Source organism: Modicisalibacter luteus DSM 23508 (assembly GCF_000378505.1).
Lineage (GTDB): Bacteria > Pseudomonadota > Gammaproteobacteria > Pseudomonadales > Halomonadaceae > Modicisalibacter > Modicisalibacter luteus.
The window spans coordinates 26,149-48,968 of record NZ_KB899990.1; the positions used below are offsets into that span (position 1 = coordinate 26,149).

General features: G+C 60.8%; 18 protein-coding genes. 11 read left to right on the top strand and 7 right to left on the bottom strand.

Annotated elements, in window-relative coordinates; all coding sequences use genetic code 11:
• The first annotated feature begins 28 nt into the window (after window positions 1–28).
• The 4 genes from yrfG (at window position 29) to F568_RS0102800 (ending at window position 3,829) form a co-directional block, all read left to right on the top strand.
• On the top strand, window positions 29–700 hold the full coding sequence (gene yrfG, locus F568_RS0102785; RefSeq protein ID WP_019017176.1) for a GMP/IMP nucleotidase: 672 nt from the start codon (window positions 29–31) through the stop codon (window positions 698–700).
• A gap of 9 nt (window positions 701–709) precedes the next feature.
• Window positions 710–1,099 carry an RNA-binding S4 domain-containing protein gene (locus tag F568_RS0102790; RefSeq protein WP_019017177.1) on the top strand — a complete coding sequence of 130 codons (390 nt, stop codon included), beginning with the start codon at window positions 710–712 and terminating at the stop codon, window positions 1,097–1,099.
• Window positions 1,100–1,137: 38 nt separating this feature from the next.
• The gene (gene hslO / locus F568_RS0102795) at window positions 1,138–2,013 is read left to right on the top strand and encodes an Hsp33 family molecular chaperone HslO (protein ID WP_019017178.1); all 876 of its coding nucleotides are present in this window, start codon (window positions 1,138–1,140) and stop codon (window positions 2,011–2,013) included.
• A 232-nt stretch (window positions 2,014–2,245) separates the two neighbouring features.
• Window positions 2,246–3,829 carry a phosphoenolpyruvate carboxykinase gene (locus tag F568_RS0102800; RefSeq protein ID WP_019017179.1) on the top strand — a complete coding sequence of 528 codons (1,584 nt, stop codon included), beginning with the start codon at window positions 2,246–2,248 and terminating at the stop codon, window positions 3,827–3,829.
• Between the two features lie 64 nt (window positions 3,830–3,893).
• On the opposite strand, the gene F568_RS0102805 is transcribed toward F568_RS0102800, so the two are convergent.
• On the bottom strand, window positions 3,894–4,784 hold the full coding sequence (locus F568_RS0102805) for a LysR substrate-binding domain-containing protein (protein ID WP_229804187.1): 891 nt from the start codon (window positions 4,782–4,784) through the stop codon (window positions 3,894–3,896).
• A 68-nt stretch (window positions 4,785–4,852) separates the two neighbouring features.
• On the opposite strand from F568_RS0102805, the gene F568_RS22015 reads away from it, so the two are divergent.
• From F568_RS22015 to F568_RS0102830, 5 genes are all read left to right on the top strand, one after another.
• Window positions 4,853–5,092 carry a DUF1127 domain-containing protein gene (locus tag F568_RS22015; protein WP_019017181.1) on the top strand — a complete coding sequence of 80 codons (240 nt, stop codon included), beginning with the start codon at window positions 4,853–4,855 and terminating at the stop codon, window positions 5,090–5,092.
• 141 nt (window positions 5,093–5,233) lie between these two features.
• Entirely contained in the window at window positions 5,234–7,582 is a 2,349-nt protein-coding gene (locus tag F568_RS0102815) for a Tex family protein (RefSeq protein ID WP_019017182.1), read from the top strand.
• A gap of 120 nt (window positions 7,583–7,702) precedes the next feature.
• A complete protein-coding gene (gene gshA, locus F568_RS0102820; protein ID WP_019017183.1) occupies window positions 7,703–9,313 on the top strand; it encodes a glutamate--cysteine ligase in 1,611 nt (536 codons plus the stop codon).
• 60 nt (window positions 9,314–9,373) lie between these two features.
• Complete coding sequence (locus F568_RS0102825; RefSeq protein ID WP_019017184.1) at window positions 9,374–9,907, top strand: disulfide bond formation protein B; 534 nt, start codon at window positions 9,374–9,376, stop codon at window positions 9,905–9,907.
• A gap of 78 nt (window positions 9,908–9,985) precedes the next feature.
• Window positions 9,986–10,489, top strand: coding sequence for an Rsd/AlgQ family anti-sigma factor (locus F568_RS0102830; protein ID WP_019017185.1), 504 nt, complete (start codon window positions 9,986–9,988; stop codon window positions 10,487–10,489).
• An 80-nt stretch (window positions 10,490–10,569) separates the two neighbouring features.
• Here the strand turns inward: F568_RS0102830 and F568_RS0102835 are convergent, their stop codons facing one another.
• From F568_RS0102835 to F568_RS0102855, 5 genes are all read right to left on the bottom strand, one after another.
• Complete coding sequence (locus F568_RS0102835) at window positions 10,570–13,659, bottom strand: efflux RND transporter permease subunit (RefSeq protein ID WP_019017186.1); 3,090 nt, start codon at window positions 13,657–13,659, stop codon at window positions 10,570–10,572.
• The gene (locus F568_RS0102840) at window positions 13,659–14,750 is read right to left on the bottom strand and encodes an efflux RND transporter periplasmic adaptor subunit (RefSeq protein WP_019017187.1); all 1,092 of its coding nucleotides are present in this window, start codon (window positions 14,748–14,750) and stop codon (window positions 13,659–13,661) included. Before F568_RS0102840 ends, F568_RS0102835 begins: the two co-directional genes overlap by 1 nt.
• Before the next feature lie 133 nt (window positions 14,751–14,883).
• On the bottom strand, window positions 14,884–16,278 hold the full coding sequence (locus tag F568_RS0102845; RefSeq protein WP_040475807.1) for an FAD-dependent oxidoreductase: 1,395 nt from the start codon (window positions 16,276–16,278) through the stop codon (window positions 14,884–14,886).
• Between the two features lie 291 nt (window positions 16,279–16,569).
• On the bottom strand, window positions 16,570–18,078 hold the full coding sequence (gene mqo, locus F568_RS0102850) for a malate dehydrogenase (quinone) (protein WP_026300291.1): 1,509 nt from the start codon (window positions 18,076–18,078) through the stop codon (window positions 16,570–16,572).
• Between the two features lie 267 nt (window positions 18,079–18,345).
• Window positions 18,346–18,999 (bottom strand): histidinol-phosphatase, encoded by a 654-nt coding sequence (locus tag F568_RS0102855; RefSeq protein WP_026300292.1) that lies wholly within the window; start codon window positions 18,997–18,999, stop codon window positions 18,346–18,348.
• A 158-nt stretch (window positions 19,000–19,157) separates the two neighbouring features.
• Between F568_RS0102855 and F568_RS0102860 the strand changes: the two genes are divergently transcribed.
• A complete protein-coding gene (locus tag F568_RS0102860) occupies window positions 19,158–19,649 on the top strand; it encodes an RNA pyrophosphohydrolase (RefSeq protein WP_026300293.1) in 492 nt (163 codons plus the stop codon).
• Between the two features lie 52 nt (window positions 19,650–19,701).
• The gene (gene ptsP, locus F568_RS0102865) at window positions 19,702–21,969 is read left to right on the top strand and encodes a phosphoenolpyruvate--protein phosphotransferase (protein WP_019017192.1); all 2,268 of its coding nucleotides are present in this window, start codon (window positions 19,702–19,704) and stop codon (window positions 21,967–21,969) included.
• Here the strand turns inward: ptsP and F568_RS0102870 are convergent.
• Window positions 21,966–22,754, bottom strand: coding sequence for an NRDE family protein (locus F568_RS0102870; protein ID WP_019017193.1), 789 nt, complete (start codon window positions 22,752–22,754; stop codon window positions 21,966–21,968). The genes ptsP and F568_RS0102870 overlap by 4 nt on opposite strands.
• Window positions 22,755–22,820: the final 66 nt, after the last annotated feature.

Sequence of the window (22,820 nt, forward strand, 5' to 3'; positions counted from 1 at the left end):
TTTACCATCGCTGTGGAGCTCCTGGCCAATGATCGACTGGCGCGCCATCGATACCGTGCTGCTGGACATGGACGGTACCCTGCTGGACCTGCACTTCGACAGTCATTTCTGGCTGGAACATTTGCCGCGTCGTTATGTCGAATTGCACCGACTCGACGAAGCCACCCAGGACGAGGTGCGGGCTCGTATCATTCGCGAGCAAGGTACGCTGAACTGGTACAGCTTGGCTTACTGGAGTCGCGAGCTTGGCGTGGACATCGTGGCGCTCAAGCGCGAGGTCCAACATCTCATCGGCCTGCGCAGCGATGCCCTGGACTTTCTACAATGGCTGAAGAAAGCTCACCCTCGCGTGGTGCTGGCGACCAATGCTGACCGAGAAAGTCTGGCGCTCAAGCTGCCTTTGACCGGCCTCGAGGCCTATCTGGATGCCATCGTTTCCTCCGCGGACCTCGGCATGCCCAAGGAGGCCCCCGAGTTCTGGTTCGCCTTGCAGGAAGTCGAGCCTTTCGACCCGTCTCGCACGTTGTTCATCGACGACAACCCGGCGGTACTCGAAAGTGCGCGTGAATACGGTATACGTCATCTGCTGGGGATCAAGCAGCCTGACAGTACACGTCCCGAAAAAGAGTTGGAAGAGTTCATTGTCCTGGATCGGTTTGCGTCACTGCTACCCAACGCGCCGCTCCGGGCCGAATCCTGACGGAGCCCCATGACTGGAGTACGTATCGACAAGTGGCTATGGGCGGCGCGTTTTTTCAAGACGCGTGCCTTGGCCAAGAAAGCCATCGAAGGTGGCAAGGTTCATTACAACGGTACCCGGGTGAAGACCAGCAAGACCGTCGAAACCGGAGCCCTGATCAAGGTGCCGCAAGGCTGGGATTTGTGGGAAGTCGAGGTGCTGGCGGTGTCCGACCAGCGGCGCGGCGCTCCCGAAGCCCGCGAACTCTACCGCGAGACGCCAGAAAGCCAGGCACGACGCGAGCGTGAAACCGAGAGCCGGCGCTTGGCGAATCAGGCCATGAGCGCTCCGCCAGTCCGACCGGATAAGAAGCAACGCCGCGAAATACAGCGTTTTCAGCGCCAGCGCCCCGAGGAATAAAGGGCGGGGCCATCACCTTTTAATGCCGATATTGACTCATGACCGATCAGATCCAACGTTTCATCTTCGATGACACCAACGTGCGCGGCGAAATCGTCACGCTGGAATCCACCTATGCTGAAGTACTGGGCAAGCAGGCCTATCCGCCTGCCGTTGAGCGCCTGCTCGGTGAGTTGCTGGCCGCCGTGGCGCTGCTCACGGAAACCGTCAAGCTCGACGGCACCCTGAGCCTGGAAGTGCGTGGCCAAGGTGAGCTGAGCTTGTTGATGGCAGAGTCCAACCCAGGGGGCGAACTGCGGGCCATCGCTCGGCTGGCCGAAGACGCAGCCGTGCCGGCCGAGGATGCCTCGTTCAAGCAACTGGTTGGTGACGGGCAGCTTGTTATCACGCTCGATCCGCGAGAGGGCAATCGTTACCAAGGCATCGTGGCCCTTGAGGCCGAGGACCTGGCCAGTTGCCTTGAAGAGTATTTCTACCGCTCCGAGCAACTAGCCACACGATTGTGGCTAACCGCGAACGGTCGCCGAGCGGCTGGCCTGCTGCTCCAGCAATTGCCCGACGACGCCAGTAACCTCGACCCCGATGCCTGGGACCGGCTGACCTCGCTGGCCAGTACCGTATCGGCCGACGAGATGCTGTCCCTTGATCAGCGCGACCTACTCTACCGGCTCTTTCATGAAGAGACCGTCCGGGTGTTCGATCCCAAGCCGTTGCATTTCGGCTGCACCTGTTCACGGGAGCGTATCGCCGATGCACTGCTTACCTTGGGTGAAGCGGAGCTGCGCGACATTCTCGCCGAACAGAAGGCCATCGATACCCAGTGTCACTTCTGCCATACCCGGTACCATTTCAGTGCGGCAGAAGTCGAAGCGATGCTCGATTCACCCGATGCCGACTCCCCCACACTGCACTAACGGTTTTCAGCCTTGTGGATGACCTAAGGCTGAGCCGGTTCATTGGCCTTGGGGGAGAAAAAGCAGCGTTTTCCGGACTGTCGCTTTTTTGCCATAATGACGACCCGGGACGCGCTGCGCCCGTAAAAGGATTTTTGTGCTCTATACAGAAGCGGGGAAACCGCCGAGCGCAAGGAAGAAAAACGCTTTTGGCTAACGAGAGAGAATAGGCCCGCGGGCCCAGGACACCATAATGACCACTACCCAAGCTGTTCCTCAGGAGGCGACGGAGCGTCGCGCCGTGAAGATACACACCAATCTGAGTGCCGCCGAGCTGATCGAAAGCGCCATTTCACGTGGCGAAGGTCAACTTGCCGATACTGGTGCCCTGGTGGTGAACACCGGCGTACGTACCGGTCGCTCTCCGACGGATCGCTTCATCGTCGATGAGCCCTCCACCTCGGAACTGATCGACTGGGGAAGCGTCAACCGCCCCTTTGACAGCGAGCGTTTCGATGCACTCTGGGAGCGTGTCGAAGACTACCTGGCCGAAGGTGACAGTTTCGTGTCCGAGCTGCACGTGGGGGCCGATCCCGAGCACTACCTGCCGATTCGGGTAACCACCGAGACGGCTTGGCATAACCTGTTTGCTTATACCATGTTCGTCCGCCCGGAGGGTTACAACCCCAAGGGCAAACATGAGTGGACCATTCTCAACGCACCGCATTTCGTTTGCGAGCCGGAGCGTGACGGAACGAATTCCGACGGTACGGTAATCATCAACTTTGCCCGTCGCCGTGTGCTCATTGCCGGGATGCGTTACGCCGGCGAGATGAAAAAGGCCATGTTCTCGGTGCAGAACTTCCTGCTGCCCGAGAAGGACGTCCTGCCCATGCACTGCAGTGCAAATGTCGGTGAGGATGGTGAAACCACGCTGTTCTTCGGGCTGTCCGGCACTGGCAAGACTACGCTGTCTGCCGATCCCGAACGCTACTTGATCGGGGACGATGAGCATGGCTGGGGCGAGGGCACGGTCTTCAACATCGAAGGCGGCTGCTACGCCAAGTGCATCGACCTTTCAGAGAAGAACGAGCCGATTATCTGGAAAGCCATTCAGTTTGGTACCGTTCTCGAAAACGTCGTGCTCGACAAGCAGCGCCATGCCGATTACACCGACGACAGTCTCACTCAGAACTCCCGCGCCGCCTATCCGCTCGAGCATGTCGAGAAGCGCGTCGCCGAGAATCGTGCCGGCGAGCCGAATGCGATTATCTTCCTGACCTGTGACATGAGCGGTGTATTGCCGCCGGTGTCGGTGCTCTCCAAGGAAGCCGCGGCCTACCACTTCCTGTCCGGATATACCGCCAAGGTCGGTTCCACCGAGATGGGATCTTCGTCCGGGCTCGAAGCCACATTCTCGACCTGCTTTGGTGCACCGTTCTTCCCGCGTCCGGCTCGCGAGTACGCCGAGTTGCTGATCAAGCGCGTCGAAGCCTTCGGCTCCCGTGTCTATCTGGTGAATACCGGCTGGACTGGCGGAAGCTTCGGCCAGGGGGGTAGCCGCTTCAGCATCCCCACGACGCGTAGCGTAATCAGCGCTATACAGTCCGGGACATTGAAAGATATCGAGACGCATCGTATCGACGGCCTCAATCTGGACGTGCCGGTCAGCGTGCCGGGGGTCGATTCGTCGTTGCTCGTGCCGCGCAACACCTGGGAAGATAAGGATGCCTACGATGCGCAGATGCGCGAACTAGTGGCCAAGTTCAACGAAAATTTCAAGAAATTCTCCGGCGTCGATGCCGCCATCGTTGCGGCAGGGCCATCACTCGACTGAGGCGGCGATGGCTTTTATGCCGTAGTCATCATTAAGAGGGAGCCATCAGGCTCCCTCTTTTCGTCTAATGCTTGAAGCCTTCAGTTATGTAGCGTGCCAGCCCGTCAACGATCGGTGAGTGGGCCTGCGGTGCGCGTAGCAATACGATCGAGGCATCGGGCAAGGGGGGGAAGCCGTCGGTTTCATCGAGGATGCGCATTCCCGGCACGACCAGGCTCTTCATCCAGGCTGAAACGGCCAGCCCTGCGCTGACTACCGCTTGCAGGGTTGCCAGGCTGGGGCTGCTGTACGCGACCCGGTATTGCCGCCCGGCACGCGCCAGGGCGTTGCACGCGTGCCTGCGACAGAAACAGGGCTCTTCGAAGAGCGCCAGCGGCAGAGGCGTTTGCTGATGCAGCGAGTGGCTCTCGGCGACGACCCATACCGTGGCGTCCTGGCGAAGGATCTCGCCGATTTCGTGTCCTACCTCGCGGGTCACGATGCTCAGGTCGAGGCTGCCGTCCTGGCGCGACAGCAGTTGGGAAGACGGCTCACAGTGGACCTCCACATCGATCATCGGCCAGGCCTGGGAGAACGACTTGAGGATGCCCGGCAGAAAACGCATCACATAGTCGTCGGGGACGCCGATCTTCACACGACCGACCATATCGGGCTGGCGCAGCACGTTCAGGGCTTCGCCATGCAAATCCAGAATTCGGCGGGCGTAACCGAGTAGAGTGTTGCCCTCGCTGGTCAGATGGATCTGACGGCCATCGCGCTCGAACAATGGCCGCCGAATGACATCCTCTTCGAGACGCTTTATCTGCATGCTGACGGCAGACTGGGTACGGTTGACCGCTTCGGCAGCACGGGTGAAGCCGCCGTGGTCGACGATGGCGACGAAGGTACGCAGCAGTTCGTGATCGATGGTCTGGAACATGGCATGTCCATCAACAGGGTTGATGCTAAGCATCATGAACATTCGTTGGATTGATTCTAGCCCGCCGCGGACACTTCCTCCATCACCAACCGGAGGAAACGTTCATGTCACTTTTCAACGAGCCCCTTGGTTCCGCCAGGCTAGGCGACACGAATCCATCCAGGACGCCGGGCTGGCGTCGTCTGATCAAGCGCCTACGCCGCTGGCAGCAATTGCGCCATGAACGGCAGGAGCTCTGGCGGCTAAGCGACGCGACGCTCAAGGATATCGGCCTGTCGCGGGCCGATATCGAACGCGAGGCGAGCCGGCCGTTCTGGGATGATGACGGATTGAGCCGTGATTGATGCTGTCTGACTCTGCGCCCTTGGGAAGCTTTATGGTACCTTGTCGCCATTTCCCGCGCCGGCCCGGCCCCATGGCAGGCTGGCGCCCTGTGTATCGCCTGACGGCGGCACATTCAGGTTCAGAAACACGTCAAGGATCCCATGGACGCTCAAGCCCAGATCACCCGGCGTCTCGCCGACGAACTCGCCGTCCGTCCCAACCAGGTGACGGCGGCCGTGGAACTGCTCGATGGCGGCGCCACCGTCCCGTTCATCTCCCGCTACCGTAAGGAGGTCACCGGCGGCCTCGACGATAGCCAGTTACGTAGCCTGGAGGAGCGCCTGCGTTACCTGCGCGAGCTGGAAGAGCGCCGCGAGGCGGTGCTGGCCAGTATCGACGAGCAGGGTAAGCTGACCGACGCACTGGCTGCCCAGATTCGCGAGGCGGATACCAAGCAGCGCCTGGAAGATCTCTATCTGCCGTACAAGAAAAAGCGGCGCACCAAGGCGCAGATCGCGCGCGAGGCGGGGCTTGAGCCGCTGGCCGATGCATTGCTGGCCAATCCGGCGCTTGATCCGGAGACCGAGGCCCAGGCTTACCTGCGTGTGGCAGAGGGCGACACTCCGGCGATCGAGGACGCCAAGGCGGCCCTCGACGGCGCCAAGCAGATTCTCATGGAGCGCTTCGCCGAGGATGCCGAGCTGGTCGGCCGTCTGCGTGATCGCTTGTGGGACGAGGGCGAGCTCAGCGCCCGCGTGATCGACGGCAAGCAGAAGGAGGGTGCCAAGTTCTCCAACTATTTCGAGCACGACGAGCGTCTGTCCAAGGTGCCCTCGCATCGCGCGCTGGCGATGTTCCGCGGTCGCAACGAGGGTGTGTTGGGCCTGGCCATCAAGCTGCCCGGAGAAGATGACGCGCCGGTGCATCCCGCCGAGGTCGCCATCGCCCGGCATGCAGGAGTCGAGGATCAAGGTCGCCCCGCCGATCGCTGGTTGCGCGAAGTGGTGCGCTGGACCTGGCGCGTCAAGCTCTATACCCATCTCGAGACTGAACTGATGGGGCGCCTGCGCGAGCGCGCCGAGACCGAGGCCATCGATGTCTTCGCCGCCAACCTCAAGGACCTGCTGCTCGCTGCACCGGCCGGGCCCAAGGCCACCCTGGCGCTGGACCCGGGCCTGCGTACTGGCTGCAAGGTGGCGGTGGTCGATGCCACCGGCCAGTTCCTCGACCATGCCGTGATCTACCCGCACGCACCGCAGAACCGCTGGCGGGAATCGCTGGAGACACTTGCCGCGCTGGTCGAGAAGCACGATGTAGAGTTGATCGCCATCGGCAACGGTACCGCCAGTCGCGAGTCCGACAAGCTGGCCGCTGAGCTGGTCAAGGGGCTGGCCGGCAAGCGGCGCCTGTCCAAGGTGATGGTCAGCGAAGCCGGCGCCTCCGTTTACTCGGCGTCCGAGTATGCCTCGCGGGAGTTTCCCGATCTCGACGTCACCATTCGCGGCGCCATTTCCATTGCCCGCCGCCTGCAGGATCCGTTGGCCGAGTTGGTCAAGATCGAGCCCAAGTCGATCGGGGTCGGGCAGTATCAGCATGATGTCTCGCAGGTACAGCTCTCGCGCAGCCTGGAGGCGGTGATCGAGGATTGCGTCAACGCCGTAGGGGTCGATCTCAATATGGCATCCAGCGCGCTTCTTTCGCGGGTGTCCGGGCTCAACCCAGGTCTCGCCGAGAATATCGTCATGCGACGCAATACCGAGGGCCCGTTCCGCAACCGTCGTGAGTTGCTCGAGGTCAGCCGCCTGGGGCCCCGCACCTTCGAGCAGTGCGCCGGCTTTCTGCGCATCATGAATGGTGACAACCCGCTGGATGCCAGTGCCGTACACCCCGAGGCCTATCCGGTGGTAAACCGTATCGCCAAGAAGGGGGGGCGCGAGCTATCCAGTCTGGTCGGTGACAGTGCCTTTCTGAAGTCATTGAAACCTGCAGATTACGTCGATGATAGCTTCGGCGTGCCTACGGTGACTGACATCCTCAAGGAGCTCGACAAGCCCGGACGTGACCCGCGCCCCGAGTTCAAGGCCGCGGAGTTCCGCGAAGGTGTGGAGACTCTCAAGGACCTCGAGCCGGGTATGATCCTCGAAGGCACGGTGACTAACGTCACTCACTTCGGTGCTTTCGTCGATATCGGTGTCCACCAGGATGGCTTGGTGCACATCTCGGCACTCTCCGACACGTTCATCGATGATCCCCGCCAAGTGGTCAAGGCCGGCGACATCGTCAAGGTCAAGGTCATGGAGGTGGACATCGAGCGCGCACGTATCGGCCTGTCGATGCGCATGCACGATCAGCCCGGCGAGACTGCGACACGTAAAAGTGCCGGTGGCAATAACAACGCCTCGCGCGGCAAGCCCACGCGGCGCAATGGCCAGGGACAGGGCGGTGCTGGCGGCGGTAGCCAGATGGGGGCATTGGGCGAAGCGCTATTGAATGCCCGCAAGAACCGCTAAAATGCGTGTTCTTTGTTAGCCTGAAAACGAAGTGCGCCTTGAAAGGGCCTGCTGCGGCACCATAATCTGAAGTTTAACTCGCCGTGCCGCGCGCCGGCGTACCGCCTTCAACGAGGGGTAGTGATCTTGTCCGAGCAACTAGACAACGCCATTGCGCGGCTCAAGGGGCCGGCACGTCAGGGCCTGCTTGGCCGGCTGCGGCGCGGTATCGAGAAGGAAGGGCTGCGGGTGGACGCCAAGGGCAGCATTGCCCAGACGCCCCATCCGCACGCGTTGGGATCGAAGCTGACCCATCCGCACATCACCACCGACTATTCGGAGGCATTACTCGAGTACATCACGCCGGTATCCTGCCGGCCCAAGGATGCCCTCGACTTCCTCACCGACCTGCATCGCTTCAGCTATCGTCATTTGGGCGACGAGCTGATCTGGCCGGCGAGTATGCCGGCGCGGCTGCAGGGCAATGATAGTGTACCGATCGCCGATTATGGCCACTCCAATGTCGGTACCATGAAGCATGTCTATCGTAAGGGGCTGGACGTCCGTTATGGACGCATCATGCAGGCCATCGCTGGGGTGCACTACAACATCTCGTTGCCGGAAAGCATGTGGCCGCTATTGCGCGAGCTGGAAGGTGCCGAGGACAAGCCGATCGATGCCTACCGCTCAGGGCGCTACTTCGACCTGATTCGCAACTTCCGGCGCAACAGCTGGCTGCTTCTGTACCTGTTCGGAGCATCACCGGCACTGGATCGCAGTTTCCTGACCGGAGCGGCTCCCGAGAAGCTACGCGCCCATGCTCGCGATTCGCTGGTTTCTCCCTATGCCACCAGCCTGCGCATGTCCGACCTGGGGTATCAGAACAAGGTCCAGGCGCAGCTGAAAATCTGCTTCAACTCGCTTTCCAACTATGTGGGCACGCTGCGCCACGCCATTACTACCCCTTGGCCGACCTATGAGCGCATGGGTGTTAACCGTGATGGTGACTGGCAACAGCTCAATGCCAATATTCTGCAGATCGAGAACGAGTACTACAGCGACATCCGGCCCAAGCGCGTCGCGCGTCATGACGAGACGCCAACCCAGGCACTGGAGGCGCGTGGCGTCGAGTATATCGAGGTGCGCTGCCTCGATCTCAATCCTTTTCTGCCGCTGGGCATCGACGAGTCCCAGATGCGCTTCATCGATACGTTCCTGATGTGGTGTCTGCTGTCCGAGAGTCCGTGGATCCCCGACGAGGAATGCGACCGACTCGATGACAACCGCCGTGCTGTCGTCGACTTCGGTCGTGACCCAGCGCTGATGCTGGCAGTCGATGGCAGAGAGCAGCGCCTGGCCGAGCGGGCCGGCCATATCTTCGATGAGATGCGTGGGGTCGCGACGTTGCTCGATACCATCGAGGGCAATGCCGCCCATCATGTCGAAGCACTCGATGCATTGCGCCCGTTACTCGGCCACCCCGAACAGACTCCCTCCGGTCGCCTGCTGGCCGCGCTCGAAGAAACCGGTAGTGAGTTCGTCGAATTCACGCTCGAGCAGGCCCGCTCGCAAGCGGAATTTTTCCGCAGCCAGCCCATGGACCGAGCGCGCGACACCTTATTCACGCAATTGACCGAGACGTCGCATCAACAGCAGGGCGATATCGAGGCAGCCGATCTGGATGAGTTCAGCGAGTTCCTGAACGCCTATTTTGCTAGGGCGCGTGAACCCCGACCGGCGACCACGGTCTGACGTAATCGAAACCAGCGGCCCACCTTCGTGGGCCGTTTCTTTGCGAGGGAGATCGACTCGATGTGGAACGTCCTGTCCAGGGCGAGCATTCGCCAGTGGAGTGTACTGGGGCTGGCCTTTTGTGCACTGATGATGATGGTGGCGCTGTGGCTGCAGTATGGCGTGGGTCTCGAACCTTGCCCCTTGTGCATTTTCCAGCGCGTCGCGGTGCTTGCCGCTGCGCTCGTCTTTCTGATAGCGGCCATCCACAACCCGCGTGGCTGGGGCGGTAGCGTCTATGGCGTTCTGGGGCTGGCTGCGGTCGGTGGAGGGATCGCCGTGGCTGGGCGTCACGTGTGGCTGCAGTCGCTGCCGCCAGATAAGGTGCCGAGTTGCGGTCCCGGACTCGATTATATGATGGAAGTGTTGCCCTTGTGGGACGTACTCTCGCGTGTACTTTCGGGATCAGGTGAATGTGCCGAGATCGATGGCGTTTGGCTGGGCCTGGCCCTGCCACAATGGACGCTGATCGGTTTCGTGATCCTGGCGGTCATTCCGCTCTTCATGACATTTCGTAGCTTTTTGCAACGTGACGTTAGTTCGGCACGGCTTTAGCGCAATACAGGATTGACACCGGCGTGGCTTGAGGCGACGCTGGGTGTCCGCTGGGACAAGGACGAAGGGAGGCTGCCCATGCTAGAGGATTGCAAAACGGCCCTGGAACGCTGGGGTGGTGTACATCGCCTCATCGATCACTGGCTGGAAGAACGCCATGAAATGCTGGTGGCATTCATGGACCTTCATGAAGCCTGCGATATCGATTGCGAATCGGTACCCAAGGAACGGATCGATCGCTTCAACGAGCTGCTGATGGACTACATCAGTGCCGGCCATTTCGAGATTTATCCGCAGTTACGCGAGGAGGCCAAGGCCTTCGATGATCGGGAAGCATTGGCTGTCGCGGAAAAGCTGTTGTCGCGGTTGGAGAAATCCACCGAGATGGCGCTGGAGTTCGAAAACGAGTTTTCCACACCGGTACGCTGCCAGCACTTTGCGTCCCGCCTGCCGACCTGGCTGACGAAGCTGCAGAAGGCTATGACCGAGCGCTTTGCGCTGGAGGACGAGTTCATCGAACGGCTACATGCGGCGCATTCCCCACCGCCGGCATCGCAGGCGGCGTCCAGCGCGACATTCTAAAGACTGATCGCACCCTTGTGACAGTCTATGACCAACGAAGACCCGCCGGCGATGCCGGCGGGTCTTCGTTTTCCCGGCCCTCAGATTGAACCCGAATGGCTGATAGAGCGTCGGCGTGAGAGTCGCTCACCCAGGCGGGCACCCAGGAGGAGCATGCATGGCGTGAGCAGTAGGGTCAGGCCGGTGGCAAAGCCCAATCCGCCAGCAATGGCGCTGGATAGCTGGGTCCACCACTGCGTCGAGGGAGCGCCCCAGCCCAGGCTCGGTCCGAGTAGATCGACATTGACCCCCAGTACCATCGGCATCAGTCCGAGAATCGTGGTGATGGCCGTAAGCAGCACAGGGCGTAGACGGCGCCCACCGGCCTCCAGGGCCGCCTCGGCGGCGGCCAGCCCTTCGTCGCGCAGTTGGTTGTAGGTATCGATCAGCACGATATTGTTGTTCACCACGATACCCGCCAGGGCAATGATCCCCATCCCCACCATGACGATGCCGAAGGGCTGCGCATTTAGCAGCAGACCTAGCAGCACACCGGCGGTGGAAAATACGATCGCTGACAGTACCAGGCCCGCCTGGTAAAGACTGTTGAACTGGGTGACCAGGATGATCATCATCAGGAAGATTGCCACGCCAAACGCCATCCCCAGAAAGCGGGTGGTCTCGGCCTGATCCTGCTGCTCCCCCGCGAACCCGACACGCACACCGTCGGGCAGTGCATTCAGTTCGCCGCTCAGTGCCTTGATACGCTCATCGACTTGTCGACCGGGGGCGACATCGGCTTCGAGGGTCAGGGTGCGCTGGCCATCGACTCGGTGCAGCGTGCCGACCTTGGGTGCCGGCTCCAGCGTAACGAAATGGCCGATTGGCACCTGCCCACGCGCAGTGTTAATCGTCATACGCTGCAACTGATCGAGACTCCGCCGAGCACCTGGCAGGCGTACGCGGATATCGACTTCGTCCGTGGCATCCTGAGGGCGATAGGTGGCAATCTGCAGGCCTGTGGTCACCAGTTGCACGGCACTACCAATAGTGGTCACGTCGGCGCCGAAGCGAGCCGCTGCCTCTCGGTCGACCTTGAGTCGCCATTCCACACCGGGCAGGCTGCGGTTGTCCTCGATATCGCGGAAGCCGCCGAGGCGCTGCATGGCGGCACGCAGTTGATTCACGGCACGCTCGATGGCGGCCGGGTCGTCGGCACTCAGTTCGATCTGAATCGGCTTGCCGCTGGTCGGCCCCTGCTCCTGCTCGCGAAACTCCAATTGAATGCCGGGAATGTTCTCGGTGCGTTCGGCCATGTCAGCGAGGATCTCACCCGCCGGCCGGCGTTGATCCCAATCGATAAATTGGAAGGTGAGCTGGCCGATGACATCGACGCCGAGCTGCTCGTTAGGCACGGCGAAGGAGCGGGCATAGAGTGCCTCGACTTCGCTCATGTCATCCAGGCGAGCTTCCACTCGCTGCACGATGGTGTCCTTTTCATCGACCGACAAGTCACCGCGGGCATGTACAAGTACTTGGGCGCTGTCCGGCTCGACCGATGGGAAGAATTCCACACCGTGATTGAAGCGGGCATAGCCCATGTAGATCAGCGCCATGACCAGTAGCGCCCCGGCCAGCGTGAGGCCGGGATGACGCAACAGGTTAGCCAGGGTTCGGCGGTAGAGCCGTCCGCCGCCACTCATCGTGTCGCTTGGGGTTGTGCGGCGATGGCTGAAAAGGTTACCCAGCGTGGGCAGAAAGACCAGGGCCATGGCCAGCGAGGCCACCAGGCATAAAATCACCGTCGCTGGCAGGTATTTCATGAACTCACCGACCACCCCCGGCCAGAACAGTAGCGGCAGAAATACGGCCAATGTAGTGGCAGTGGACGATATGACCGGCCAGGCCATGCGACTGGCAGCACCCGCCCAGGCATCGTGGGGCGTGAGCCCTTCGGCGAGAAAACGGTCAGCCTGCTCGCCAACCACGATCGCGCCGTCGACCAGCATGCCGGCGACCAGGATCAGTGCGAATAGCACCACGATGTTGAGCGTGTAGCCGATACCCCAGATCAGCAGTATGCCGGTGAGAAAGGCGCCGGGAATGGTCGTGCCAACCAGCAGGGCGGAGCGTGGTCCCATGGTGGCGAGGATCACGATCAGTACCAGGACCACTGCGGTGAGCACGTTGTTGAGCAGCTCGGCGAGCATATCCTCGACGTCGGTCGATTGGTCCATGATGATGCTGACGTCCAACGTCTCCGGCAGGCGCGACTCGGCCTGCTCCAGCAGGGCCTTGACGGCATCCACGGTAGCGATGATGTTGGCACCGGTGCGCTTGGAGATTTCCAGCACCAGCGCCGGTTGGCCGTCTATGCGTGCATAGCCGGCGGGGTCCTTAAGCGTGCGCTGGACCATTGCTACGTCGCCGAAGGTGACCACGCGGTCTCCATCCACCTTGACCGGGGTTGCCAGGATGTCTTCGAGATCCTCGATCACGCCGGGTACCTTGATGGTCAGCCGGCCGGCACCGTTATCGATGCTGCCGGCCGCGACCAGGCGGTTGTTGCGTGATACCAGGTTGAACAACGTGTCGAAGTCGACTCCATAGCTGTCGAGGACCAGCGGATCCACCACGATTTCCAACAGATTCTCGCGCTCGCCGGCGATATCCACTTCAAGTACCTGGGGTATGCCCTCGATGACCTGCTTGAGCTCGCGGGCCACGGTCATCAGCTCGGCAGCCGAAAGCGGTCCCGATAGACCGACCGACATCACCGGAAAGAGCGATACGTTGACTTCCATGACTCGCGGTTCTTCGGCTTCATCGGGCAGCGAGCTGCGTGCGATATCGACCCTTTCGCGTACGTCGGCGAGGGCTTGGCGGGCATCGAAGCCAGCATCGAACTCGAGGGTGATCGATGCATGGCCTTCGCTTGACTGGGAGGTCATCTTCTCGAGGCCTTCGATGGCGCGTAGTTCCTGCTCCATCGGGCGGACCAGCAGGCGCTCGGCGTCCTCAGGGCTGACGCCTTCGAGACTCAGCGAGACGTAGATCATCGGAATCGCCACGTCGGGGTTGGATTCCTTGGGAATCGCCTGATAGGCCACCATGCCGGCCAGCAGCAGGAATATCAGCAGCAGCAGGGTGGTGCGTGTACGATTCAGCGCAGCGTAGATCAGAGTGCGCATCAGCTCCGCTCTTCTTCGGTGTCGGCCGGTATCGGGATGACGACGTCACCGTCATCGACGAATCCGCCGCCCAGGGTGATCAGGCGTACCTCATCGGGCAGGCCGGTCACCCAGGCCTGGGTGGCATCGGCGGTGAGTAGCTCTACCGGTGTGAATTCGACCGTATTGTCCGCCGTTAGATGCTTGATACCCAGGCGGCCCTGATCATCGAGTACCAGCCGGGCAGGCGAGAGGCGATGAGCCTGACGTTCGGGCAGGGCAATTTCCAGTGTGGCGCTGGCGCCAGCGATACGTCGCCTCTCGGGGTTGGCAATGTCGGCTTCCAGGGCATAGCTGCGGGTCGCCGCGTCGGCACCGCTGGCTATGTAGCTAAGCTCGCCATGAAGCTTGCTGCCGTCGAGCAGGGTGGCCGTTACCGGCAGGCCTTCCTGCAGGACCAGGGCGCGGCGCTGGGGAGCCCAGGCCTCTGCCGTCAGTTGGTCGATCTCGATCAGCCGGCCGATGTCCTCGCCGGCCTGGAGATAATCGCCTTTGTCGACGTCCAGCCGGTCAAGGGTGCCGGCGAACGGAGCGATGATGCGCAGGTTGGCCTGTTGTTCGCGCAGGCTAGCCAATTCCGCCCGGGCTGTGGCTAGGGTGCTTTGCAGGCGCAGCAGCTCATTGCCGGCAATCAACTCGCGGTTACGCAGGCGCTGGCCGGCCTCGAGTTCCGCCTCGCGTAACTTGAGTTCGGCCTCGGCGCGCGCTAGCTGGGCTTCAAGATCTTCCTGCTCAAGTTCGACCAGCACGTCGCCTGGTTCGACACGCGTGCCTTGTGGCTGGGGCAAGCGGATGACAGTACCCGACAGGCTCGGGCGCAGAGTGATATCGCGGCGCGGCTCGAGTTGCCCTTGCAGCGTGAGGTGGGGAACGTGTATTTCGGCACGGGACAAGGTGATTTCGACGCGAGGCAGATCCTTGCCAGCTTGATCGTCGGCAGGGGGTGCCGTGTCACTAAAACCCTGCATATCACCGAATGCCAGCCAGACGAGCAGGGCGATGCCCAGAATCAGCGCGACTAAGGCAGGAGAAAGAGCAAGTCTGTGGCGCATCGTGCCATCCGAATCGAAAAAATTAGGAAGCGCTGATGAAATCGCTCGACCGAGATAATCGATGCACAGCGATAGCGCTGTCAACGCAAGGCCCCGGCACGAGGCCGGGGCAGCGATTCAAGCCATGGCTAGCTTACATCAACGAGGAGGCTTCCGGTCGCTCGAGTTCGGTAAGCGGAATTTCTCCGGTCAGCAGGTCACGTTCGAAGGCCTCGGTATCGATGGTGAATCCCAGGAAGTCCCTGGCCAGGTACATGTCCTTTTCGGCATTGCCCAGACAGCTGGTGCCGCCGGGGGAGGGTGTCATGTTGAATACGATGCCAGTGCCCGGATTGATCTTTGCCTCGCCCATGACGAGCTTGTGCTTGTTCTTGTCGATCAGCTGCGGGCGTACACCACCGAATCCCTTGGCGAAGGTGACCTCCTTGGCCGTCAGGCTGGGCACGATCTTCTGGATGTCCTTGAGAAACAACCGCTCGCGCAGAATGGGCACTTCGTAGAGAAAATTCTTGAAGATGTAGTTGCGTATGTCACGGACCTTGAGCAACTCCCAGAGGGCCTTGATGACGTTTCGGTCAAGGCGCAACACCTTCAGGAACTCGAAGAACGTCTTGCCGTTGTAGCGCTCCAGCAAGGGCAACATGAGCGCGGTTGGCCCGAAGCGCGTCTTACCCTCAACGAGTACGTCGGGGTCGCCATGCACGGCGGCAAACGGCAGGTTCTCGTTCTGGACGGTATAGACCTTGCCGTTGAGTACCTTCGGCGTGAAGTAGAAGGAGCCGGCCATGGGCAGGCAGGACTTGTCCAGGCCATAACCCATCTGGTGAGCGAACAGCAACGAATGCCCTCCGGCGCTGACTACGACATAGCGCGCTGTCAGGGTGCCTCGGTTGGGTGTTCTGACCTTGAAGATTCCGCCTTCTTCGGTGATTCGCTCGACGGCCGTGGAGAGAAAGACATCGCATCGCGTCTCCTTCTCGGCGGCGCTCTTTTGTGCCTGGTCGACGAAAGCTTCGGACAAGGTGGTGTAATTGACCGCCGAATATTCATCGAGCGCTGCCAGTGCAACAATGGGTTCGTCGGTCCTGCGCCCTTCAACGAGATTGGGCTCGAGCTTGGCGATCTCGTCGCGTTCGAGCAGCTTGAGGTTGGGAAACAGTTCATTGAAGCGACTATGCCGGGCACGCAGGAACTCGCACTCTCTGGTGCCTACGCCCAATACCATCTTGGGGTACCTGAAGATGACACGATCGCGTTCCTCTGTGGGCAGCTTGGTCGCGAAGTTGACCACCATGCCTGCCGTGCGCTTGGTGACGCGGGCTTTGTCGAGGGAGTAATTGGTCTCGATATCGCCGTAGTGGATAGTCTGGCTGTTGTTGCGGCCGTGGGAATTGACGATCGCCACATGATCGTACTTTTCCACCAGGCCAATCGACTTCAGGTCGGTATAACGCGCCAGTTCGTAGAGCAGAGCGGTGCCGGATACGCCACCGCCAATAATGAGGACGTCGTAAGTCGCTTCGGACATGGCCATGCGCTCTGGTTGGTACAGAAGTGGTGCTTCGGCCCGCGTCGGGGGTCGAAACTTGACTACCGAGCGCCGCGTAATGATGAGGCGGACCGCAGTCACTCGCTAACGAGTATAGGAGGTCACTTGAGTAGGTAATTTAGACTAATGGTCTAGTTTTCTGCAGTCTTGCCGCTAACAGGCAACATGGAAACGGCGATGTTGCGATGTATCAGTACTGATGAGTATAGGAGGGGATGTATGCCCCGACCAATCCATCGGAAAAGGCCAGGGCACCAGTCAGGACTCGCTTCAGGCCGCCGGGTCGCTTAGCTTGAGCGTGCGGTGTGTGTGTTCGCGAATATCGCGGAGCAACGCCCCCTGTTCGGCAAGCGTGTCGTCACGGGCAGGAACCAGCTGCTTCAGGCGCGCCTGCCAGGCGTCTGAGGCAAATTTCTCGGGGAAACAGCGCTCGATCAATCCGAGCATGATCGAGGTGGCTGTCGAAGCACCCGGCGAGGCGCCAAGCAGGGCGGCGATGGAGCCGTCGCTCGACGCCACGACCTCGGTACCGAACTGTAGGACGCCGCCTTTCTTGGGATCTTTCTTGATCACCTGGACGCGCTGACCAGCCATCTCGAGCCGCCAGTCGTCGACGGCTGCCGCAGGATAGAAATCCTGAAGTTCCTCGACGCGCTCCTCATGCGAGAGACGTACCTGATCGAGGAGGTACTTGACCAGGCTGAAGTTATCACGCGCAACGGCCAACATTGGGCTCAGGTTCGAGGAACGCACTGACTTGGCCAGGTCGAAGACGGATCCCGTCTTCAGGAACTTGGTGGTAAAGCCGGCAAACGGGCCGAACAGCAGCGAAGGCGTACCGTCGACGTTGCGAGTATCCAAGTGGGGCACCGACATTGGCGGCGCGCCGATGGGCGCCTTGCTATAAACCTTGGCGTTGTGCTGGGAGACGATCTCAGGTTTGTCGCAGCGAAGCCACTGGCCACTGACGGGAAAGCCTGCATAGCCCTTGGCTTCTGGAATACCGCTCTTCTGCAACAGGTGCAGAGAGGCGCCACCGGCACCGAGGAACACGAAGCGGGCGCGAATGACTCGACGGTCACCATCGTTCGTGTCGACCTTGACTGTCCAGCTGCCGTCGCGATTGCGCTCCAGGTCGCTGACCTTCTGACCGGTACTGATGCGGACCTGATCGTCCGGCTCGGCTTTCAGGCGCTCCAGAAGCTGGCGTGTGAGAGCACCGAAGTCGACGTCGGTGCCAGCCTCGACCCGGGTGGCCGCCAATGGTTCGCCAGCCTTGCGGCCGTTCATTAACAGCGGAGCCCACTGCTCGATGGTTTCCGGCGATTCGGTGTATTTCATCGCCTCAAAGCAGGGATGGGCCTGCATCACCTCGTGGCGTGCACGCAGAAAACGTACATCCTGCTGTCCGCGCACGAAGCTCATGTGCGGGACCGGGTAGACGAAACGGGATGGATCACCGAGATTGCCATGTTCGACCAGGTAGGTCCAAAACTGCTTGGACTCCTCGAACATGGTATTGATCTTGATGGCCTTCTGGATATCGACCGAGCCATCGGCGGCCAGCGGCGTGTAATTGAGCTCGCACAGGCCGGCATGGCCGGTGCCGGCATTATTCCAGGCGAACGAGCTTTCGCTGGCCGTGGAATCGAGCCGCTCGAGGACCTCGATGCGTGCTTCCGGTTCCAGTTCATGGAGGAGGGTGGCGAGTGTTGCGCTCATCACCCCCGCGCCAACCAGCAAGACATCGACTGTCTCATCCATAACGTTATCAACCATTGGCGGTAGTCATCAGGAATCGTTTTTGAGGGGCCCTGTGCGCTTCTAGCGCGGTGGCCCAATAAACGTCGAATTGGGTTCATTATAGCCGCTTTGGAGCTAAAAACGACCTATGCCAAAGGTGTACTTTATGGTTACTTGTTTGGCCATAAGGAAAAGCTTAGCGTCACGCGTAAAGGAAAAATGCAACCCAGCCAATAGGTTAGGTCGCATTTTGGGGGGTCTGGCAATGGTGCGGTGCAGTATCGGGGCGCCGATAAAAATTACCTATCGCAGGCTAATGATGCGCCAGTCGTGACGTTTGGCCTCGCGTCGCAATGTGTCGTCAGGGTCGACAGCCACCGGATGATCGACCAACTTCAGCAGCGGGAGGTCGTTGTGGGAATCACTGTAGAACCACGCGCCATGCAGCGAGGCTGCGCCTTGCCTTAGCCAGGCATCCAGTCGCTTGACCTTGCCTTCACGGAAGCTGGGAATACCGCTCACCCGGCCGGTATAGCGGCCATCGACGCACTCCGGCTCGACTGCAATCAGGTCATCGACTCCCAGGCGTTCGGCGATGGGGCCGGTCACGAAGCGGTTGGTTGCCGTGATGATCAGCAGGGTGTCGCCGCGCTCGCGGTGACGGGCCAGCAGCTCCTCGCCCTTGGGCAGGATATGCGGCTCGACCTTGCTTGCCATGAACTGCTGATGCCAGGCGTTCAACTGCTCACGGTTATATTCGGCCAGCGGCTTGAGTGCCAGTTCCAGGTAGGCATGGATATCCAGGGTGCCGTTCTTGTAATCCTCGAGGAAGCGCTCATTGGCTTCATGGTAGCTGACGGGATCGACGGCGCCCTGCTCGACGAGGAATTGCCCCCAGGCATGATCACTGTCGATGGAGATGAGGGTGTTGTCGAGATCGAAAATGGCCAGGCTCAAAGGTGGCTCCCCGGTGCGTGTGCGATGACGTTGGCGAGAACGGCGCTGATTATTGCAGAACCGGTCGGCGATGCACACCGCTTGGCATCCCTGTATTGATGCGCTTTCCGGCTTTGTGGAAGAATGGCTTCAATACTGGTTTTCATAAGGTGAAGCCCGTGATCGACGCTGACGGCTTCCGCCCCAACGTTGGTATCATTATTACCAACCACGAAGGGCAATTACTGTGGGCGCGTCGGGTGGGACAGAATGCATGGCAATTTCCCCAAGGAGGCATCAAGGCGCATGAGACTCCGCAACAGGCACTTTTTCGCGAACTCGAAGAAGAGATCGGCCTGACTCCGGACGATGTCGAGATGCTGGCCTGTACACGGGGGTGGCTGCGTTACCGTCTACCGCGGCGCATGATACGAACCCAATCACGGCCGGTCTGTATCGGCCAGAAGCAGAAATGGTTTTTGCTGCGCATTCGATGCCAGGATAGCCGCATCTGCATGGACACGACGCCCAAGCCGGAGTTCGACGGCTGGCGTTGGGTCAGTTACTGGTATCCGTTGGGGCAGGTGGTACCGTTCAAGCGCGAAGTCTATCGTCGCGCCTTGAGGGAGCTGGCGCCACGCGTGCAGCGCCTGGCCCAGGGAGGCGGCTGATCGCGGGTTCATCTCGCGACGGCATGACAATCACTACACAAGAAGAATGCCCATGCTCGAAGTTCTACGCCGCATCGTTCAAGAGGTTAACGGAGCACGCAGCCTCGATGCGGCGTTGGCTACCATGGTGCGCCGCATTCGCAAGGCGATGCAGACCGATGTTTGTTCGGTCTATCTCTTCGATCCTGCCCAGGATCGCCTGGTGCTCATGGATACCATCGGTCTGCATACCCAGGCGGTGGGGCATGTCACGTTGCGCCTGGGCGAGGGCCTGGTCGGCTTGGTCGGCCAGCGTGAGGAGCCGCTCAATCTCGAGGATGCTCCCTCGCACCCGCACTTCCGCTATTTCAAGGAGACCGGCGAAGAGCGTTTTTCCAGTTTCCTTGGCGTACCCATCATTCATCAGCGGCGCATGCTTGGCGTGCTGGTCGTGCAGCAGAAGGACAAGCGTCGCTACGATGAGGGCGATGAAGCCTTCCTGGTGACCATGGCGGCCCAACTGGCAGGTGTATTGGCGCATGCACTGGCCACCGGGACGCTTAACCGGCCGACGCGCGCCGATGACATGGCAATGTTCAAGGGCGTGGCCGCATCGCCCGGTGTCATTATCGGCGAAGCCGTGGTCATTGCCCCCCCGGCCGATCTGGACAGCGTGCCGGACCTGATACCCACCGATGTCGACTATGAGGTGCGCCGCCTGAGCGAGGCCATCGATCGTGTGCGTCATGAGATACGCAGCGCCGGCGCTCGATTGGCCAGCCGCATCTCGACCCAGGAGCTGGCGCTGTTCGATGTCTATGAACAGATGCTGGCGGACGCCTCGCTGGGCCAGGAGGTGGAAAAGCGCATACGCGAAGGCCAATGGGCGCCCGGTGCGTTGGCAGATGTCGTGCGTCGCCATGTCAAGTATCTGGAGCGGGTCGATGACGATTATCTGCGTGAGCGTGCCGCGGATATCCGTGATCTGGGGCGGCGGGTATTGGCGCATCTCCAGGAGGGGAATCCGCTCACACCGGAAACCTATCCGGAGTGCTGCATTCTCATCGGTGATGAAATCAGCGTGACCATGCTCGGCGAAGTACCGCGCGAAAAGCTGGCGGGTCTGGTCTCGGTTCGTGGTTCGAGCACGTCGCACGTAGCGATTCTGGCCAGGGCGATGGGCATTCCAACGGTGCTCGGTATGGTCGACTTGCCGTTACCGCGACTGAACAGCGCTCGGGTTATTCTCGATGGCTATCGTGGACGCCTGTTCGTGCGTCCCGATGAAGAGCTGATCAAGCGCTACCGAAACCTGATCGCCGAAGAACAGGCGCTGGCCGAGGTACTGGAGCACGAGCAGGACCTGCCCAGTTGCACACCCGATGGCCATGACATGCCTTTGATGGTCAATACCGGCCTGGCTGTAGATTCCGTGGGGCTGCTCAAGCCGCGTATCAGTGGGGTCGGTCTGTACCGGACCGAAGTGCCATTCATGATTACCGAGCGCTTTCCCAGCGAGCAGGAACAGGCGCGGCTCTATCGCGAGCAACTCGAGGGGTTTGCGCCGTTACCCGTGGTCATGCGTACCCTGGATATCGGCGGCGACAAGGACCTGCCGTATTTTCCGATCAACGAAGCCAATCCGTTCCTGGGCTGGCGAGGCATTCGAGTCACTCTGGACCATCCCGAAGTGTTGATGGTGCAGCTGCGTGCGATGCTGAGAGCCTCCGATGGGCTCAATAACCTCCAGATCCTGCTGCCCATGGTGACCAATATCGACGAAGTCGACGCGGCCCTGCGGCTTCTCGACCGAGCGCTCGTCGAACTTGCTGAGGATGGGGTTCACCTCGAGCGGCCGCGCGTCGGAGTGATGATCGAAGTGCCGGCGACGCTCTACCAGCTCGAGGCACTGGCGGCGCGTGTCGACTTCTTCTCGGTCGGTAGTAACGATTTGACCCAGTACTTGCTGGCTGTGGACCGCAACAATCCCCGCGTGGCGGATCTCTACGATGCCTGCCATCCGGCGGTATTGGCCGCATTGGCACGCCTGGCGGAGGAGGCGTCGCAGCTACGAGTGCCCACATCGGTGTGCGGCGAGTTGGCCGGTGACCCGGCGGGTGCGCTGTTATTGATGGGCATGGGCTTTGATGCGTTGTCGATGAACGCACCCAGCCTGCCACGGGTACGCGCGGCGATTCGCCGGGTCTCGCTGTCCTCGGCGCGAGAGCTGGTGGGCGAGATCCTGTCCATGCCCACCTCGAAAGAAGTACGTTCCCATCTCGGTAAGTGTTTCACGGCCTGGCAATTAGAGCATCTGTTGCCACCCAAGGATGAGGGCTAATTCTTCAGGGGAGGGAGATCCAGTGCTTGCCGCCGCTCGCCCAGCGGCTGGCCATAGGGGCCGAAGCTGCGCTCGCCCATTTCGAGCCGGCCGCTGGCATGCCATGTCAGCCAGGTACTGGCGCGGGTGCCGTAATCGCGACTGGTAATGAACGGAGCAGACAATAGCCGCTCAAGCTCCAGGCCGACGCCGGTTTCCGGCAACTCCGTATCGTCGGGTCGCCAGTCATCGGCCAATAACGACCAGGCATTTTCGGCAAATGATGTGGCTGAGGCGGCCAGAATGCGCTGCAGGCCCTGACGGCTACGTTTCAGCTTGGGCCAGGGGGTGTCGAGCGTGGCATTGGACAATCCATGCAATCCAGGGCTGACCTGCTGTAGCCGAGTGCCGCTGCGGCCATGATGCAGGTGCCAGAGATAATGGCCGTCGCTGGCCAGCAGATTGAATCCTGCATAATCATGTGCGCCTTCCTGGCCCAACCGTTCCAGCCACGTTGACAACGACGGACACTCCAGAGCATTCCGGACCAGTTCGCCGCGGCTGGGCCCGTCGGCGGGCGCATGAAATTCCGGGTCGCGAACGTTGGTCAAGGCGGCCACCCTGCCTTGGCGATGGGCGGCAAGCCAGGTCCCTCCGGCACGCAGATCGCGCCCTCCGATAATGTCCCGTGCATCCTGCCATTGGGCGAGAGGTGCTGTCGGCCGGTCGTAGAATTCATCTCGGTTGGCCGCCAGGCGCAAGGGTGTCGAGAGACCAGGTTGCCAATCAAGAACGATGAGACACATAGTGCACTTTTCTGATGTTCCTCGTTTTGCAGGGCATGGCATGACATCATTATGGCCAGAGGCGTA